Genomic DNA, 13,613 nt, shown 5'->3' on the forward strand with positions numbered 1-13,613 from the left:
AGTCGATCGGTAAAGTTTACCGCAACGATAGGAAAGGTTGCCGCATGTCGCTCGTGCTCTATGGGCATCCGCTCGCCTCCTTCTGCCATAAAGTGCTGATCGCGCTTTATGAAAACGGTACCCCCTTCGAAAATCGTATAGTCGATCTTTCCGACGAAAGCTCGCGCGCCGATCTGTTTCGCTTCTGGCCGATCGGCAAGATGCCGCTGCTGCGGGACGAGGCGCGCGACAGCACCATTCCAGAGACGTCGATCATCATCGAATATCTCGAGCAATATTATCCCGGCCCCCTTCGCCTGCTGCCGCCGGAGGTCGACCGGGCGCTGCAGGTTCGCCTCTGGGACCGCTTTTTCGACCATTATGTCCAGGCGCCTATGCAGACCATCGTCAGCAATCGCCGGCGCCCCGACGGCGCAGCAGACGAGATCGAGGTGGCCGCCGCCAGGGCGACACTTACAACCGCCTATGCGATGATCGAAAAGCAGCTCGCCGACAAGCATTGGATATCAGGCGACGGCTTCACCATGGCCGATTGCGCCGCCGCCCCCGCCCTCTTCTATGCCGAGACTCTGGTTCCGTTTTCTTCGAAACAGCCGAACCTTCGCGGCTATTACGATCGGCTGCTGGCGCGCCCGTCCTTTGCAAGGGCGCTGGAAGAGGCCCGCCCCTACTTTAAGTTCTATCCCTACAAAGACAGGCTGCCGGCCCGCTTCCGGGACGCGGCGGGATGATCGAAAGCCAGGCGGATCTCGATCGCATGTTTCACGCACTTTCCGACCGCAGCCGCCGCGGCATGATCGATCGTCTCGGCCGCGGCCCGGCCTCCGTCACCGAGCTGGCCGCGCCGCTCGCGGTTGCCTTGCCGACGGTGATGAAACATCTGCAGGTGCTGGAGGAAAGCGGCCTCGTTTTCTCCGAAAAATCCGGCCGGGTGCGAACCTACCGCTTGCAGCAGGACGCGCTTGCCGCCGTCGAGCGCTGGGTGCAACAGCGGAAGATCCAATGGACGACCACCTTCGACAGACTGGACCACTTTCTCGCCAATGAAACGGAGACCCTCCCCGAATGACGATACGATCCGCCGAACACGCCACTCTCGTCATCGAGCGTCACCTGAAGGCGCCAGTCGCCCGCGTCTTCCGCGCCTGGTCAACACCGGAATCCAAACGCCAATGGTTCGCCTGCCATGGCGAGTGGGTACCGCTGGACTACGGGCTCGATTTCCGTCCAGGCGGCGCGGAAAGGAACTACGTCGCCGATACTGACGGCCTTCTGCACGCCTATGACGCCCATTACATCGATATCGTGCCCGATGTCCGCATCATCTATGCCTATGAGATGAAGCTTGGAGAAAGCCGCATCTCCGCATCGCTCACAACCGTTGCCTTCGAAACGGAACCTGGCGGCACGAAAATGGTCTTCACCGAACAGGTGGTCTTCCTCGACGGTTACGCCGATAACGGCGCCCGCCTCCAGGGCACCGAGATCGGTCTCGACAACCTGGAACTCTTCCTCGAGCGCGAGGAAAGCCCGATCCACTGATCGCATGTCACGTTTCGGGCGAAATAAACCAAGCCTCAAGCGCTGCTTGATTTTTTCCCCGAGCCGGCAGGACGAACCGCAGCCCGCTTTGAGGTGTTGAGTGCGACAGCACCGCGAATGAGCGCCTTCAACGCCTCCTCGTCGATCTCGTCGCCCTCATGGAAATCGATGGCGCGCCTGGTGTTGCCGTCAAGGCTGGAGTTGAAAAGGCCTGAAGGGTCCTCCAGCGAGGCACCCTTGGCGAAGGTCAGTTTCACCACGCTTTTGTAGGTCTCGCCAGTGCAGATGATCCCGGCGCGCTCCCACACCGGAACGCCTCTCCACTTCCATTCCTCGACCACGTCGGGCTCGGCTTGCCTGATGAGAGTTCGGACCCGAGCGAGCATCTCGCCGCGCCAATCGCTCAACTCCTCGATTCTTGCATCGATCAAACGAGAAGGAGAGTCCCCGTCCTTCTCTTCGCTGGAGCCGCTCTTCTTCAGCGTTGCCGTGACTTTCTTCATCGATATCTCCCCCTCTATCCCTTAAGTGCTGGTGGCCTAGAGCGTCCTTTGTGCGTCCTTCGGACGCACAAAGGACGCTCTACTCTTTCAATCTTCGCGTCCGTTCACATTCGTTCGCCGGGCAATTGGCTGGCCTGCTCCACCCAGGCGGCGAGCTGAGCCTCGTCGAGTTGGTCTTCCTCATGGATGTGGAAGTAACGCACTTCCTTTTGTTTGGACTCGCCGGGCGGGATGGGGCTGAGCGACGTGCCGCGGAAGAAAGCAACCTTGATATATCTAGCGAAGCAATGGACACCGAGGAACCAGCCCTGCCCCTCGATGCCGTAGAGGGGCGAGTTCCATTTCACGGCCTTATACACCCCGGGCACCGTGCGCGTGATGAGCGCATCGAGGCGATGCCCGACGTCGCTTTTCCAGCCGGGCATGGCGGCGATGTAGGCTTGCACGGGAGCGTCGCCGTAACCCTTGGCGATCTGAGGGTTGCCGCCCGAGAGAAGGACCGGCTCCGCGGTATCAGGCTTGGCGGCTGTCTTCTTCGTGACCTTTGCCGTGGACTTGGTTGTCTTCCCGGACATTGTCTTCACTCCTACCCTCCGCCGCGTCCTGCGCCGCGCCACCTGGTGGCATATGGCAGCGCGAACAAGTAGAGACCGGTGAGCAGCAGCAAGGTCAGCGGCAGCAGCGCCATGAGGCCCACCCAGACCGACGATTTCTCCTGCACCATTGCGATGATATTAATTATGACGGCCAGCGTAAAGGCAATGGACAGCCAGCGGTGGATCTGCCGAAGCCAGTTATTCCAATTCAAGGGAACCTCCTGCGAAAACAAGCGAAGCGGATGGCGTGATCCGTTTTTGGCAGCGGTCTCACTCGATGCGCGTCAGCACCTGCTCCAGCTTTGCGAAGAACTGCTGCCAACCGCTTTTGGCGCCCCCGTAAGCCTGCCGCTGATCCGGCCGGAAGCCCGACTGCTCCATGCGCAGCTGCGTGCCCGCGCCAGTGGGCGTGAGAGTCCAGGTGACGATACTTTCGAGATCATAGGCAGCCCAGGTGTAAGACAGGGTCTTGTTCGGCTCGATTTCCAGGACCTGGCAATCGACGGAGCCCCAATCCGCGCTCAGCTTGAAACGGCGATCCACGACCGGCACGAAGTCGTTCTTCATCAGCCAGTCCGCGATCAGATGCGGCTGCGTGAGCGCGCGCCAGATCTTTTCCGGCGGAAAAGGGATCTCTCGTTCGACGATGACGGAACGGGTTTCGTTTGAAATTTCGGTCATTGGTCCATCCTTTTCAATAGATCTTCCAGCTGGTCGAACCGATTTTGCCAAAAGCCGGCCATCTCACTTGTCCAGTCGACCAGCGGCGCCAGCGCACCGAGCTGGGCGCTATAGTGGGTCTGGCGACCTTCGTGACGATCGCGGACCAATCCGGCCTGCTTCAGGATTCCGAGATGTTTCGAGACGACCGGTTGCGAGACCCCGGCCCGAGCCGTCAGAGCCCCGACCGTCTTCTCCCCTTCGCGGCACAGCCGTTCGAAAAGAGCCCTCCGGGTCGGATCGGCGAGCGTTCTGAAGAGCACATCCTGGGTGTCCGACATCTAAAATCCATACCCCGTTGGCTATGGATTGACGTATATCCATGGAGGTATGAGTAAGTCAAGCTGGAGGTGGGTGATTTTCACATACCCAGGCGGCTATACATTTTCGCCATTGCGCATGCATGCTCGCGCGGACACGCCTCGCCTATGCCGAGGTCATGTAGCGTCGCGAATAACCTTTGGATCAATGGCCGCCGTCGGTGCCGAGAATCGCGGCGAGCAGCCGGCCTTCCAGCTCGGCGAGACCAGGATGGCCGTGCCGGCGCGGACGCGGATAGGGAATGGGAAGATCGAGTGCGATCCGCCCCTCGTCGAGCACGATGACCCGATCGGCGAGATGCACCGCCTCGCTGACATCATGGGTGACAAGCACGGCGGTGAAGCCGAGTTCGCGCCAGACACGGTTGATGAGTTCCTGCATGCTGATCCGCGTCAGCGCATCGAGGGCGCCGAGCGGTTCGTCGAGCGCCAGCACGCCTGGCCGGCTGACCAGCGCCCGCGCCAGCGCCACGCGCTGCCGTTGCCCGCCGGAAAGCCGCGCCGGCCATTCCCCGGTCTTTTCGCCAAGCTGGACTTCGGCAAGCACGGCATCGGCCGCCTTCGCCGCCGCCCGGCTGTCAACGCCGTCGCCGAGCCCGACCACGACATTGTCTGCGATACTGAGCCAGGGCAGCAACCGCGGCTCCTGAAAGACGATACGCGCGTTCGGGCTCGCCTGCGCGCCGTCGGCATCCTCGAAATGCAGCTTACCGGCGCTCGGTTCGTCGAGGCCCATCAGGATGCGCAGCAGCGTGCTCTTGCCGCAGCCGCTCTTGCCGATCACGGCGACGAACTGGCCGGCCGGAATATGCAGGTTGATGCCGCGCAGCACGCGGTTGGCCCCAAAACTCTTTTCAAGCCCCGTCAGGCTGATCGCCGCGGGCGCACTACGGCTCACTGCCGGCGCGTTTTCGCGCGCATAAACTGGCTCTTCGGCGGCGGCGTGAAAACGCTCATGTGCGATCGATGTCATGGCCTCTCTCCTATTTCTGATAGACCGGATTCCAGGCGAGCAGCCGCCTCTCCAGCGCCCGGGCGATGACATCGGCAAGCTTACCGAGCACGGCATAAATGACGAGTGCGAGCACGACGACGTCAGTCATCATGAATTCGCGGGCATTGTTGGCCATGTGGCCGATGCCAGACGATGCAGCGATCGATTCCGATACGATCAGTGTCAGCCACATGATGCCGAGAGCATATCTGAGGCCGACGAAGATCGAGGGCAGCGCACCAGGAAAGATCACCTTGCGAAAAAGCGTCCAGTTGCCCATGCCATAGACCTTGCCCATCTCGATCAGATCGCGATCGACATTACGCACCCCGTGATAGGTGTTGAGATAAACCGGGAAGAGCACGCCGAGCGAGGTGAGAAACAGCTTCGATTCCTCGCCGATCCCGAACCACAGGATGACAAGCGGGATCATCGCCAGATGCGGGATGGTGCGCAGCATCTGCAGCGTCGTATCCGTCAGCTGCTCGGAGATACGCGATACGCCATTGGCGATACCGAGCAGGAAGCCGATCGAACCGCCGACGAGAAGGCCGGCAAAGGCGCGGCCGGCGCTCACCAGCACGTCATTCGGCAGTTGGCCGGAAACCGTCGTCGACCAGAAGGCGAGGCCGACATCGGCCGGCGACGGCATGATGCGCGACGAGATCCAGCTGGCCGAGGAGGCAAGCTGCCAGAACGCCACGATCGCCACCGGCACCAGATAGGGCGTCAGCTTCTCCAGACCAGGCAGCGGCAGGCGGAACCCCGCCTTCCCGGTCTTTTCGGAAGCGACGGACCGTACGAATGGAGTATCGAAAGTCGACATGAATTGTCCTCGCGCTTATCGGGAGCAGGATGCCGCAAGCCCCAGGCGGCTTGCGGCGGTGTCACGCTCTGCGTCTTTCATTCGAGATCAGGAGCCGGAGACGACTTTCAGATTGCCGCCATGGCTTCCGCCTGCGAAGACCTGCTTGCGCCCAAACTCGTTGTTGAAGCCCAGGCGTTGCTGCTCTCGGGTAATGCCGAGTTCGGGGAAAAGCAGTTCGGCGACGCGATAGGCCTCTTCGAGATGCGGATAACCGGAGCCGATCACCGTATCGATGCCGATCTCCTGATACTCGCGAAGGCGCGCGGCCACCGTCTTCGGCGAGCCGACCAGCGCCGTGCCCGCACCGGCGCGCACCAGACCGACGCCGGCCCACAGGTTCGGCGAGACTTCGAGCTTGTCGCGCCGGCCACCGTGAAGGGCGGCCATGCGCTTCTGGCCCACCGAGTCGGACTCATGAACGAAGCGCTCCTGTGCCTCGCGGATCGTATCGTCGTCGAGATGGCGGATCAGCCGCTCGGCCGCCTCCCACGCCTCCTCGTCGGTTTCGCGCACGATGAAGTGCAGACGGATGCCGAAGCTGACTTCGCGACCGCGCTCGCCGGCGGCCTTGCGCACCTTAGCGATCTTCTCGGCCACCTGTGCCGGCGGCTCGCCCCAGGTCAGGTACTTGTCGACACGGCCGACGGAGAAATCGATGCCGGCATCCGACGAGCCGCCGAAATAGAGCGGCGGACGCGGGTTCTGCACCGAGGGAAAGCCGAGGCGCGCATTGGTCGCCTTGATGTATTTGCCGTCGAAGCTTGCTGTGCCCTTTTCCAGCAGTTCCTCGAACACGGTGAAGAACTCCTCGGCATGGGCATAACGCTCATCATGCTCGAGATGGATGCCATCTCCGGCAAGCTCCGCCGGACTACCGCCGACGACGATGTTGAGCAGCAGGCGGCCGTTGGAGATGCGGTCGAGCGTCGTAGCCAAGCGCGCATAATAGGCAGGCGACGCCGTGCCCGGGCGGATCGCCACCAGGAACTGCAGCTTCTCGGTCTTGGCGGCAAGGGCTGCCGCCGTCACGAAGGATTCCTCGCAGGCAACCCCGGTCGGCAGCAGCACGCCCGAATAGCCGAGCCGATCGACGGCCTGGGCGATCTGCGTGAGATAGCCGATCTCGGGCGCGCGGTTGAGCTCGGAGGAGCCGAGATAGGTGCCGTCGCCCGATGTCGGGATGAACCAGAGGAAATTGATCGGCTCGGATGTGCCTGTATGGGAGGTGATGGTCATGAAGACGGTTCCTTTAGCTGCGGAATTCGAAAATCAACTCGCGCGGTAGAGATCGCCCCTGGCAAGCGGCGACGCGCAGACTCTCCGCCCTCTCGACGCCGCCGCGCGAATGCTTGGGAGGATCGCGCTGGCGGCTGTAAGAAGGCAGGCTGTCCATCTCTGCGTGAGCATCTGAAATATCCCTGTCGATCGGATGGCGGCTGATCGATGCCTTTTGTCCGACCCGATCATCTGGATACTGACATAGACTACTAATTAGATCGACAATATCAATTTGCTATTGCAATCCGTTTTAGGGAATATTTTTCCGGTTCAGCGGCATGGAGGTCCTCTCCATGCCGCCTCGGAAATCTTGCCCGGGCAAACGATCAGCTCGCCTTTGGGCGCCAGACGATATCGCCCGTTACGAGCTTCTTCGGCAGGATGCCGAGCCCGTGGAACTCGTCGGCGAGCGCCTGCTGATAGGCGGCTGCGGCATCGGTGATGGTCGAGACGCTGCCGAGATCGGCGCCCTTGCGCGTCAATGACACGCGCGTCACCTCAGCCGGCACGCCGGTGATCTCGGAAAGCTCCTTCACCGTCTCGTCAAGATTGCCCTGCGCCGACCTGCCGACCTTGGCAAGCTCATCGATCACGTCGACGACCACCTGCCCATTGGCATCGGTGAAATCGCGGTTGGCGAGGAAGAAACTGTAGGAGTCGACGATGCCTTCGGCAGTCGTCAGGATACGTGTCTCCGGATCGGCTTCGGCGATCGCCAGATAGGGATCCCAGATCGACCACGCGTCGATGCTGCCACTCTTAAAGGCGGCGGCGGCATCCGGCGGCGAAAGATCGAGCTGCTCGACATCTTCGGGCTTCAGGCCCGCCTGGCGCAGAACTTTGACGGTTACGTTATGCGCGCTGGAGCCGCGCTTGAAGGCTACCTTTTTGCCCTTGAGGTCTTCAAGCGTCTTGATGGGCGAATCCTTGCGCACGACGATGGCCGAGGCTGCCGGGCTGCCCTTGTAGAGACCGACATAATAGAGCTGCCCGCCGGCCGCCTGGGCAAAGAGCGGCGGCACATCGCCTGTCGCACCGAAATCGAGAGCGCCGGCGCCCAGCGCTTCGAGAAGCGGCGGACCGGAGGTGAACTCCGACCAGCTGACGGTAATGCCGCGATCGGCGAGCCGCTTCTCAAGTGCGCCGCGCCGCTTGGCGAGCGCCAGCACGCCATTCTTCTGCCAGCCGATGCGGAACTCGCTGGCGGCAGCGCGTGCCGGCCGGACAGCCGGCAGGATTGCAGTGGCCGCAGCGGCTGCGAAAAGCCCGAGCGTTTGTCGACGTGAAATCATGACTTTTCCCCTTTTTTGATGGTGCCGGGCCTGTTTCGGCTGGTCGACCCTGTCAGTGACGAATGCCATGATGATGAAATCTATAATTTATATCGACAATTTTATTTGCAAGATTCCGCCTTTGCTGAAATTTTTGCGGCCCGGAAATCGCTCTTAAGCGGAATTTTTTTCGCGTGCCCTTATGCTGCCTATTATCCCGGCTCACTTCCGACCTTCGGCGGCCAGGCGCTCACGGATGAAGGTGGGGCCGCCGGCAAGACGCTTCGCAAGCAGGCTTGCGGGATCGACCATGCGCCAATAGGGCGTAACCGTCGAAACCGGCTCGCCCTTCTCCAGCGCGCCGAACGACAACTCGGCGATCGCACGCAAATGCCGCTGCACGGTCACCGGACAACAGGCGTCCGCCCCGTATTGAGCGGCGAGACGGCGGCGGAGAGTACCTACTTCAGTGAGGACACCTTCCGGTGCCGATCGAATCTGCTCTGCGACCATCTGCTGCGATGGAATAAGCATCGCCTGCATTCCGCTACGGCCTTTGCGCCGCGGCTTGATCGTCGGAATTTCGGTCATGTCACCCCCGGAACATAATGCCTTCCCTCCAATCTAGGGCCTGGCCGAACGGTAGCCAGCCTCATATGCGTCAATTGGAAGGAAGTCCGTCTTCACGGGCTTTTCTGCTCCCGCCGTTTCGGTTAATCCTCGGGCCTGCACTTCAGGAAAAGGATAGGACATATGGCAAAAGTCGCGTTCATCGGTCTCGGCGTCATGGGTTTCCCTATGGCGGGGCATTTGAAGACGAAAGGCGGCCACGATGTCACCGTCTATAACCGCACGCCGGCAAAAGCCGCCGCCTGGGCCGAGAAATTTTCAGGCCACGCCGCCCCCACCCCGGCCGAGGCCGCCGCCGGTGCCGATTTCGTCTTCGTCTGCGTCGGCAATGACGAAGATCTCCGCTCGGTGACATTAGGCGAGAGCGGCGCTTTACACGGCATGAAGCCTGGTTCGGTGCTGATCGACAACACCACCGCCAGCGCCGAGGTCGCCCGCGAACTTTATGCCGCGGCCAAGGAAAAAGGTGTCGATTTCATCGACGCTCCCGTCTCCGGCGGCCAGGCCGGCGCCGAAAACGGTATCCTGACCGTCATGTGCGGCGGCGACGAGGCCGTCTTCGAACGCGCCAGGCCTGTCATCGATGCCTATGCCCGCATGGTCGGCCTGATGGGGCCGGCAGGCTCGGGCCAGTTGACCAAGATGGTCAACCAGATCTGCATCGCCGGCCTCGTCCAGGGGCTTGCCGAAGCGCTGCATTTCGGCAAGCGTGCCGGCCTCGATATTGAAAAAGTCGTCGAGGTGATTTCCAAGGGTGCGGCCGGTTCCTGGCAGATGGAAAACCGTCACAAAACCATGAACGCAGGCAAATACGACTTCGGCTTCGCGGTCGACTGGATGCGCAAGGATCTCGGCATCGTGCTCACCGAAGCCCGGCGCAACGGCGCCAAGCTGCCGGTCACCGCCGTCGTCGACCAGTTCTATGGCGACGTGCAGGCGATGGGCGGCAATCGCTGGGACACATCCTCGCTGCTCGCCCGCCTCGAGAAATGATCGGCCCCTCCTCCGATGCGGCCGAATTGATTGCGCATCTCCAAACGCTGCGTTCGGAGGAGAATGTCGCCGGCATGACACGCTTCGGCATCGTCACCGGCCACGCCCTCGGCATCTCCAATCCCGATATCAGGGCGGTCGCCAGACGAGCGAAGAAGGATCACGTGAGGGCAATGCAGCTCTGGCGAAGCGATATCCGCGAAGCCCGCCTCCTCGCCCTCTGCACAGCCGAGCCGAAGCGGTTGACGACGGAAGAAGCCCGAAATTGGGCCGATGATTTTAACTCCTGGGAGATCGTCGATTGCGCCGCCGATCTCTTCGTCGAGGCTCGGTTAGACGAGCTCATCTGGGATTTCGCCGCCAATGGGCGCGAATTTGTCAGGCGCACCGCCTTCGCCATGGTTGCCGGTACCGCCGTCCATCGGAAAAAGGAGTCGGACGCGACCATCCTTGCCTGGATGCCGCTGATCGAGGCCCATGCCGCCGACCCGCGAAACTTCGTGCGCAAGGCGGTCAACTGGGCGCTGCGCAGCATCGGCAAGCGCAATCTCGCCTGCCATGCGCCGGCCCTGGCACTCGCAAAGGCCCTGGCGGAAAGCCCTGACAAAACCGCCCGCTGGATCGGCAAGGATGCCGTCAAGGAGCTGGCCGGCGAAAAGCTGCTGGCACGATTGAGATAAGGCGGATGCCTGCTCGAATAACCAAATCAATGCTGCCTGAACTTTTCAAGCAGGAAATCGATCAGCACGGGGGTGCCTCAATAAACGAGGCTGGCAGGAAGCCGACATGCGATACGCAACGCCATCGTGATCGACTGTCTTGAAGACGGTACACCGGAAACACTGCAAGGACGGCCCGGCAGGGAAGACCGGACCCGTCCCCGTAGCTGATCGGAGGTCACTCGGATCAGAAACTGATTGAAGTGCCCCCGGTCCGAAGACCGGGAGCATCCACCAAGTGGATTAGAACGAACGCTGCAGGCGGAAGAAGCCCGCAGTGGAGTCGTCGCCATCATCCGGATCGAGATACGATACGGTAGCCTTAGCGTAGAAGTTGTCGACGATCTGGTAATCAACCGTCAGACCGACCTTCCAGGCATCGCCGAGACCGTCGAAGTCATCCGGAACGACAGTGCCGCCGCCGAAGTAGTTGCCGTAGTACTGGACGGCCGGGGTGATCTTGAGCTTGTCGGTTGCCTTGATAGCGTATTCGGCAGCCACAGCCCATTCAGCTGCGGAGTAGTAGGAGTTCGGGCCGGTGGAGTATACGCCGGCGAGGCCGAGCGTACCGGGACCGATTTCAACCGTACCCATTGCACGGATAGCACCGTCTTCGTTGTCGACGTCATAGCCACCGGTGATCTGGTAACTGAACGCACCGGCAGTGCCGCCAACGCCGAAAGCAACGCCAACGTTGTTGGCTTCTTCACCGAGCTTGTAGACGCCGTCTTCCAGTTCATCGACGCTGAGGCCAGCGTAGAAGGTGCCGCTTTCATACTGGTAACGGAGGGAGTTGTGCAGCGTTACGACCGAACCGATGTCGTCGGTTTCACCGGAGAGACCATCGTCCCACCAGCTGTAGAACAGACCGGCGCGGAAGCCCGCGACGTCGAGGTAAGCGGAGTCGAGGATGGCTTCCTGGTCGGAGGCATTGTCAGCATTGAACTGCATGACGATGACGCCGGTCAGCGGACCATACTCGGTGTCGCTCTTGGCGGTGAACTGAACCTGACCGCGGGTGAATGCATCCCAGTCAGAATCGCCGCCGATGTCTTCGCCAACGTTGACCTGGAAACGGATGTAACCTTCGATCTTGAGGCAGGTTTCGGTGCCCGGGATGTAGAAGTAGCCGGTGCCGTAAGCGTCGCAGACGCGAACATATTCAACCGGTTCCGGCTCAGCAGCAACAATAGCGTCAGCTGCAAGAACCGGCGTCGATGCAGCAAATGCTGCTGCTGATGCAAGCAAAACCATTCTGATGTTCATTTACCAATCCATTCCTTTGTCGATCGGAGCTGGCTTCAGATCGGGTAGTTCGATTTGAAGCCGGCCCAGTTTGAACAGCCATCTCGGCGTGCGGATCGATCGAACCGCCAATCCGTCATCACACACAAGGCCCTATCAAGCAATTCTCGATGCACGCCGGATGGGTTCCCATAGGCAACTTTCACCACAAGCGTGATTTTTATACAACAATTTCAAATATTTAGGCGAAAGACACGCAAAAATGCTCCGCGATGGAAATCTTCCATCGCAAGCCGCAAACGCTATACCCCCATTGTTAGGTTCTCCACCGTCCGACCCCCGTCGAACATACTGGTGAAGCGCATAAATTCTGCCGCCGGCTAAAAGCACAAACAAGGTGACGGTCTAGAACATGGTGTTCTGAATTCGGTACCAATGAGACAAAATTATGACATATCGCCCATTGGTTACATTGACCATAAGCCTTGAATCATTACCAGGCTATTCACTTTTCCAGGAATTTGGGCCGATTTGAGCGTTTTTTCGCTATTTGTGAGGCTATTTTTGCAATCGCCGACCGCAGATGCCAAAGCTCGGCCTTGCCGAACCGGCACCCGGATGCGGCCTGCGTGTCAACCTCGCCCCCAACGGCATATCGCCGGTCAGACTGACGGGGTCCCAGTTCTCGCTGGATTTTGATTATAGGTAGCGTGCGGTCGTGGCCGCACGCTTGACCTCAATCCTCGTTGGATTTGGCATTGTCGAGAATCATGTAGTCGAGCGGCAATTGCGTCGAATACTTGATCTGCTCCATCGCAAAGGCGGAGGAAACGTCGCGAATCTCGATCTTGGCGATCATCCGCTTATAAAAGGCGTCATAGGCGGCAATATCGGGCACGACGACGCGCAGGAGATAATCGACATCACCGCTCATCCGGTAGAATTCGACCACTTCGGGGAATTCGGCGACGACTTCGGAAAAGCGGCGCAGCCATTCGATCGAATGGGTGGCAGTGCGAATCGACACGAAGACGGTGACCTTGGTGTTGACCTTCTCCGGATCGAGAATGGCGACTCGGCGCTTGATGACGCCGTCTTCTTCCATTTTCTGGATGCGCCGCCAGCACGGCGTCGTCGAAAGCCCTACTTTCTTGGCGAGATCGGCAACGGCAAGCGTCGAATCTTCTTGCAGAAGACGCAGTATTTTTCGGTCGAGGCGATCCATGCGCACAACAGTCCTTTCGAATTATTTTCTTTGTATAACTCGATTCCGCGCAACGAAAAGAATTTTGTTTCAGGAAAGCAGCATTTTCGTCCGATTCTGCAAGACCGGGAGCAATTCCTTCTCGAACCAGGGATTGCGCTTCAGCCAGCCGCTGTTGCGCCAGCTCGGATGCGGCAGCGGCAGCACCGCCGGCGATCGGTCAGACAGAAGACTGTCGCGCCACGCTCGCACCGTCTCGGTCATATTGTCCTGCCTTTCGCCGGCCATATGCCAGGCCTGCGCATATTGGCCGATGACCAGCACCAGTTCGATCTGCGGCATGGCCGAGATCACTTTTTGCCGCCAGAACGGCGCGCATTCGCGCCGCGGCGGCAGATCCGCGCCCTTGTCATCATATCCGGGAAAGCAGAAGCCCATCGGCACGATGGCGAATCGGTCGCGGTCATAGAAGCTTGCCCTGTCAACGCCGAGCCATGATCGCAGCCGGTCGCCCGATGCATCGTCGAACGGCAAACCGCTCTCATGCACTCGAAGCCCGGGCGCCTGCCCGGCGATCAAGATGCGCGCGGTGGATGAGATCACTGCCACCGGCCGCGGCTCGTGCGGCAGCCGGTATTCGAGGCCTTTCGCCGGCGCCTCCCGACAGATGCGACAGCAGGCGATCTCCAGCCGCAGCGTCTCCAGCATGGCTTCGTCTGTCATGGCTTCA

At 60.5% G+C, this 13,613-nt stretch carries 18 protein-coding genes; 5 read left to right on the plus strand and 13 right to left on the minus strand.

Going from position 1 to position 13,613, the window contains the following annotated elements:
- The first annotated feature begins 44 nt into the window (after nt 1–44).
- From V8P77_RS15480 to V8P77_RS15490, 3 genes are read left to right on the plus strand one after another with little or no spacing between them, the layout of a single operon-like run.
- On the plus strand, nt 45–731 hold the full coding sequence (locus V8P77_RS15480; RefSeq protein WP_335913234.1) for a glutathione S-transferase family protein: 687 nt from the start codon (nt 45–47) through the stop codon (nt 729–731).
- Nucleotides 728–1,069 (plus strand): ArsR/SmtB family transcription factor, encoded by a 342-nt coding sequence (locus tag V8P77_RS15485; RefSeq protein WP_335913235.1) that lies wholly within the window; start codon nt 728–730, stop codon nt 1,067–1,069. Before V8P77_RS15480 ends, V8P77_RS15485 begins: the two co-directional genes overlap by 4 nt.
- Nucleotides 1,066–1,542: an SRPBCC family protein gene (locus tag V8P77_RS15490; RefSeq protein ID WP_335913236.1), complete on the plus strand. Its 477-nt coding sequence runs from the start codon at nt 1,066–1,068 to the stop codon at nt 1,540–1,542. Before V8P77_RS15485 ends, V8P77_RS15490 begins: the two co-directional genes overlap by 4 nt.
- Before the next feature lie 35 nt (nt 1,543–1,577).
- Here the strand turns inward: V8P77_RS15490 and V8P77_RS15495 are convergent, their stop codons facing one another.
- From V8P77_RS15495 to V8P77_RS15540, 10 genes are all read right to left on the minus strand, one after another.
- Nucleotides 1,578–2,045, minus strand: a complete 468-nt coding sequence (locus V8P77_RS15495) for a DUF1801 domain-containing protein (protein ID WP_168287464.1) — start codon at nt 2,043–2,045, stop codon at nt 1,578–1,580.
- A gap of 104 nt (nt 2,046–2,149) precedes the next feature.
- Nucleotides 2,150–2,620 carry a DUF1801 domain-containing protein gene (locus V8P77_RS15500; RefSeq protein ID WP_335913237.1) on the minus strand — a complete coding sequence of 157 codons (471 nt, stop codon included), beginning with the start codon at nt 2,618–2,620 and terminating at the stop codon, nt 2,150–2,152.
- Between the two features lie 11 nt (nt 2,621–2,631).
- Entirely contained in the window at nt 2,632–2,853 is a 222-nt protein-coding gene (locus tag V8P77_RS15505; RefSeq protein WP_335913238.1) for a hypothetical protein, read from the minus strand.
- Nucleotides 2,854–2,911: 58 nt separating this feature from the next.
- On the minus strand, nt 2,912–3,322 hold the full coding sequence (locus tag V8P77_RS15510) for an SRPBCC family protein (protein WP_335913239.1): 411 nt from the start codon (nt 3,320–3,322) through the stop codon (nt 2,912–2,914).
- Complete coding sequence (locus V8P77_RS15515; RefSeq protein ID WP_003540367.1) at nt 3,319–3,642, minus strand: ArsR/SmtB family transcription factor; 324 nt, start codon at nt 3,640–3,642, stop codon at nt 3,319–3,321. The genes V8P77_RS15510 and V8P77_RS15515 overlap by 4 nt, the downstream gene beginning before the upstream one ends.
- A gap of 184 nt (nt 3,643–3,826) precedes the next feature.
- On the minus strand, nt 3,827–4,654 hold the full coding sequence (locus V8P77_RS15520; RefSeq protein ID WP_335913240.1) for an ATP-binding cassette domain-containing protein: 828 nt from the start codon (nt 4,652–4,654) through the stop codon (nt 3,827–3,829).
- Nucleotides 4,655–4,664: 10 nt separating this feature from the next.
- On the minus strand, nt 4,665–5,501 hold the full coding sequence (locus V8P77_RS15525) for an ABC transporter permease subunit (protein ID WP_335913241.1): 837 nt from the start codon (nt 5,499–5,501) through the stop codon (nt 4,665–4,667).
- 87 nt (nt 5,502–5,588) lie between these two features.
- Nucleotides 5,589–6,779, minus strand: coding sequence for an FMNH2-dependent alkanesulfonate monooxygenase (gene ssuD / locus V8P77_RS15530; RefSeq protein WP_335913242.1), 1,191 nt, complete (start codon nt 6,777–6,779; stop codon nt 5,589–5,591).
- A gap of 368 nt (nt 6,780–7,147) precedes the next feature.
- Nucleotides 7,148–8,113: an aliphatic sulfonate ABC transporter substrate-binding protein gene (locus tag V8P77_RS15535; protein WP_335913243.1), complete on the minus strand. Its 966-nt coding sequence runs from the start codon at nt 8,111–8,113 to the stop codon at nt 7,148–7,150.
- A 201-nt stretch (nt 8,114–8,314) separates the two neighbouring features.
- Complete coding sequence (locus V8P77_RS15540) at nt 8,315–8,683, minus strand: hypothetical protein (RefSeq protein WP_335913244.1); 369 nt, start codon at nt 8,681–8,683, stop codon at nt 8,315–8,317.
- A 162-nt stretch (nt 8,684–8,845) separates the two neighbouring features.
- Here V8P77_RS15540 and V8P77_RS15545 point away from each other — a divergent pair, with 162 nt between their 5' ends.
- Entirely contained in the window at nt 8,846–9,715 is an 870-nt protein-coding gene (locus tag V8P77_RS15545; protein ID WP_131628977.1) for an NAD(P)-dependent oxidoreductase, read from the plus strand.
- Nucleotides 9,712–10,395: a DNA alkylation repair protein gene (locus tag V8P77_RS15550; protein ID WP_335913245.1), complete on the plus strand. Its 684-nt coding sequence runs from the start codon at nt 9,712–9,714 to the stop codon at nt 10,393–10,395. Before V8P77_RS15545 ends, V8P77_RS15550 begins: the two co-directional genes overlap by 4 nt.
- A gap of 282 nt (nt 10,396–10,677) precedes the next feature.
- On the opposite strand, the gene V8P77_RS15555 is transcribed toward V8P77_RS15550, so the two are convergent.
- From V8P77_RS15555 to V8P77_RS15565, 3 genes are all read right to left on the minus strand, one after another.
- The gene (locus V8P77_RS15555; RefSeq protein WP_335913246.1) at nt 10,678–11,700 is read right to left on the minus strand and encodes a porin; all 1,023 of its coding nucleotides are present in this window, start codon (nt 11,698–11,700) and stop codon (nt 10,678–10,680) included.
- 715 nt (nt 11,701–12,415) lie between these two features.
- On the minus strand, nt 12,416–12,904 hold the full coding sequence (locus V8P77_RS15560; RefSeq protein ID WP_003540387.1) for an Lrp/AsnC family transcriptional regulator: 489 nt from the start codon (nt 12,902–12,904) through the stop codon (nt 12,416–12,418).
- Between the two features lie 69 nt (nt 12,905–12,973).
- Nucleotides 12,974–13,606 (minus strand): uracil-DNA glycosylase family protein, encoded by a 633-nt coding sequence (locus tag V8P77_RS15565; RefSeq protein ID WP_335913436.1) that lies wholly within the window; start codon nt 13,604–13,606, stop codon nt 12,974–12,976.
- Nucleotides 13,607–13,613: the final 7 nt, after the last annotated feature.

Origin of the sequence: Rhizobium aouanii (assembly GCF_037002925.1) — a bacterium.
Lineage (GTDB): Bacteria > Pseudomonadota > Alphaproteobacteria > Rhizobiales > Rhizobiaceae > Rhizobium > Rhizobium aouanii.

Excerpts from the sequence above, each read along its gene's own strand:
- V8P77_RS15480 (WP_335913234.1), top strand. The coding sequence starts at position 45 with ATGTCGCTCGTGCTCTATGGGCATCCGCTCGCCTCCTTCTGCCATAAA.
- V8P77_RS15485 (WP_335913235.1), top strand. The coding sequence starts at position 728 with ATGATCGAAAGCCAGGCGGATCTCGATCGCATGTTTCACGCACTTTCC.
- V8P77_RS15490 (WP_335913236.1), top strand. The coding sequence starts at position 1,066 with ATGACGATACGATCCGCCGAACACGCCACTCTCGTCATCGAGCGTCAC.
- V8P77_RS15495 (WP_168287464.1), bottom strand. The coding sequence starts at position 2,045 with ATGAAGAAAGTCACGGCAACGCTGAAGAAGAGCGGCTCCAGCGAAGAG.
- V8P77_RS15500 (WP_335913237.1), bottom strand. The coding sequence starts at position 2,620 with ATGTCCGGGAAGACAACCAAGTCCACGGCAAAGGTCACGAAGAAGACA.
- V8P77_RS15510 (WP_335913239.1), bottom strand. The coding sequence starts at position 3,322 with ATGACCGAAATTTCAAACGAAACCCGTTCCGTCATCGTCGAACGAGAG.
- V8P77_RS15515 (WP_003540367.1), bottom strand. The coding sequence starts at position 3,642 with ATGTCGGACACCCAGGATGTGCTCTTCAGAACGCTCGCCGATCCGACC.
- V8P77_RS15520 (WP_335913240.1), bottom strand. The coding sequence starts at position 4,654 with ATGACATCGATCGCACATGAGCGTTTTCACGCCGCCGCCGAAGAGCCA.
- V8P77_RS15525 (WP_335913241.1), bottom strand. The coding sequence starts at position 5,501 with ATGTCGACTTTCGATACTCCATTCGTACGGTCCGTCGCTTCCGAAAAG.
- ssuD (WP_335913242.1), bottom strand. The coding sequence starts at position 6,779 with ATGACCATCACCTCCCATACAGGCACATCCGAGCCGATCAATTTCCTC.
- V8P77_RS15535 (WP_335913243.1), bottom strand. The coding sequence starts at position 8,113 with ATGATTTCACGTCGACAAACGCTCGGGCTTTTCGCAGCCGCTGCGGCC.
- V8P77_RS15540 (WP_335913244.1), bottom strand. The coding sequence starts at position 8,683 with ATGACCGAAATTCCGACGATCAAGCCGCGGCGCAAAGGCCGTAGCGGA.
- V8P77_RS15545 (WP_131628977.1), top strand. The coding sequence starts at position 8,846 with ATGGCAAAAGTCGCGTTCATCGGTCTCGGCGTCATGGGTTTCCCTATG.
- V8P77_RS15550 (WP_335913245.1), top strand. The coding sequence starts at position 9,712 with ATGATCGGCCCCTCCTCCGATGCGGCCGAATTGATTGCGCATCTCCAA.
- V8P77_RS15555 (WP_335913246.1), bottom strand. The coding sequence starts at position 11,700 with ATGAACATCAGAATGGTTTTGCTTGCATCAGCAGCAGCATTTGCTGCA.
- V8P77_RS15560 (WP_003540387.1), bottom strand. The coding sequence starts at position 12,904 with ATGGATCGCCTCGACCGAAAAATACTGCGTCTTCTGCAAGAAGATTCG.
- V8P77_RS15565 (WP_335913436.1), bottom strand. The coding sequence starts at position 13,606 with ATGACAGACGAAGCCATGCTGGAGACGCTGCGGCTGGAGATCGCCTGC.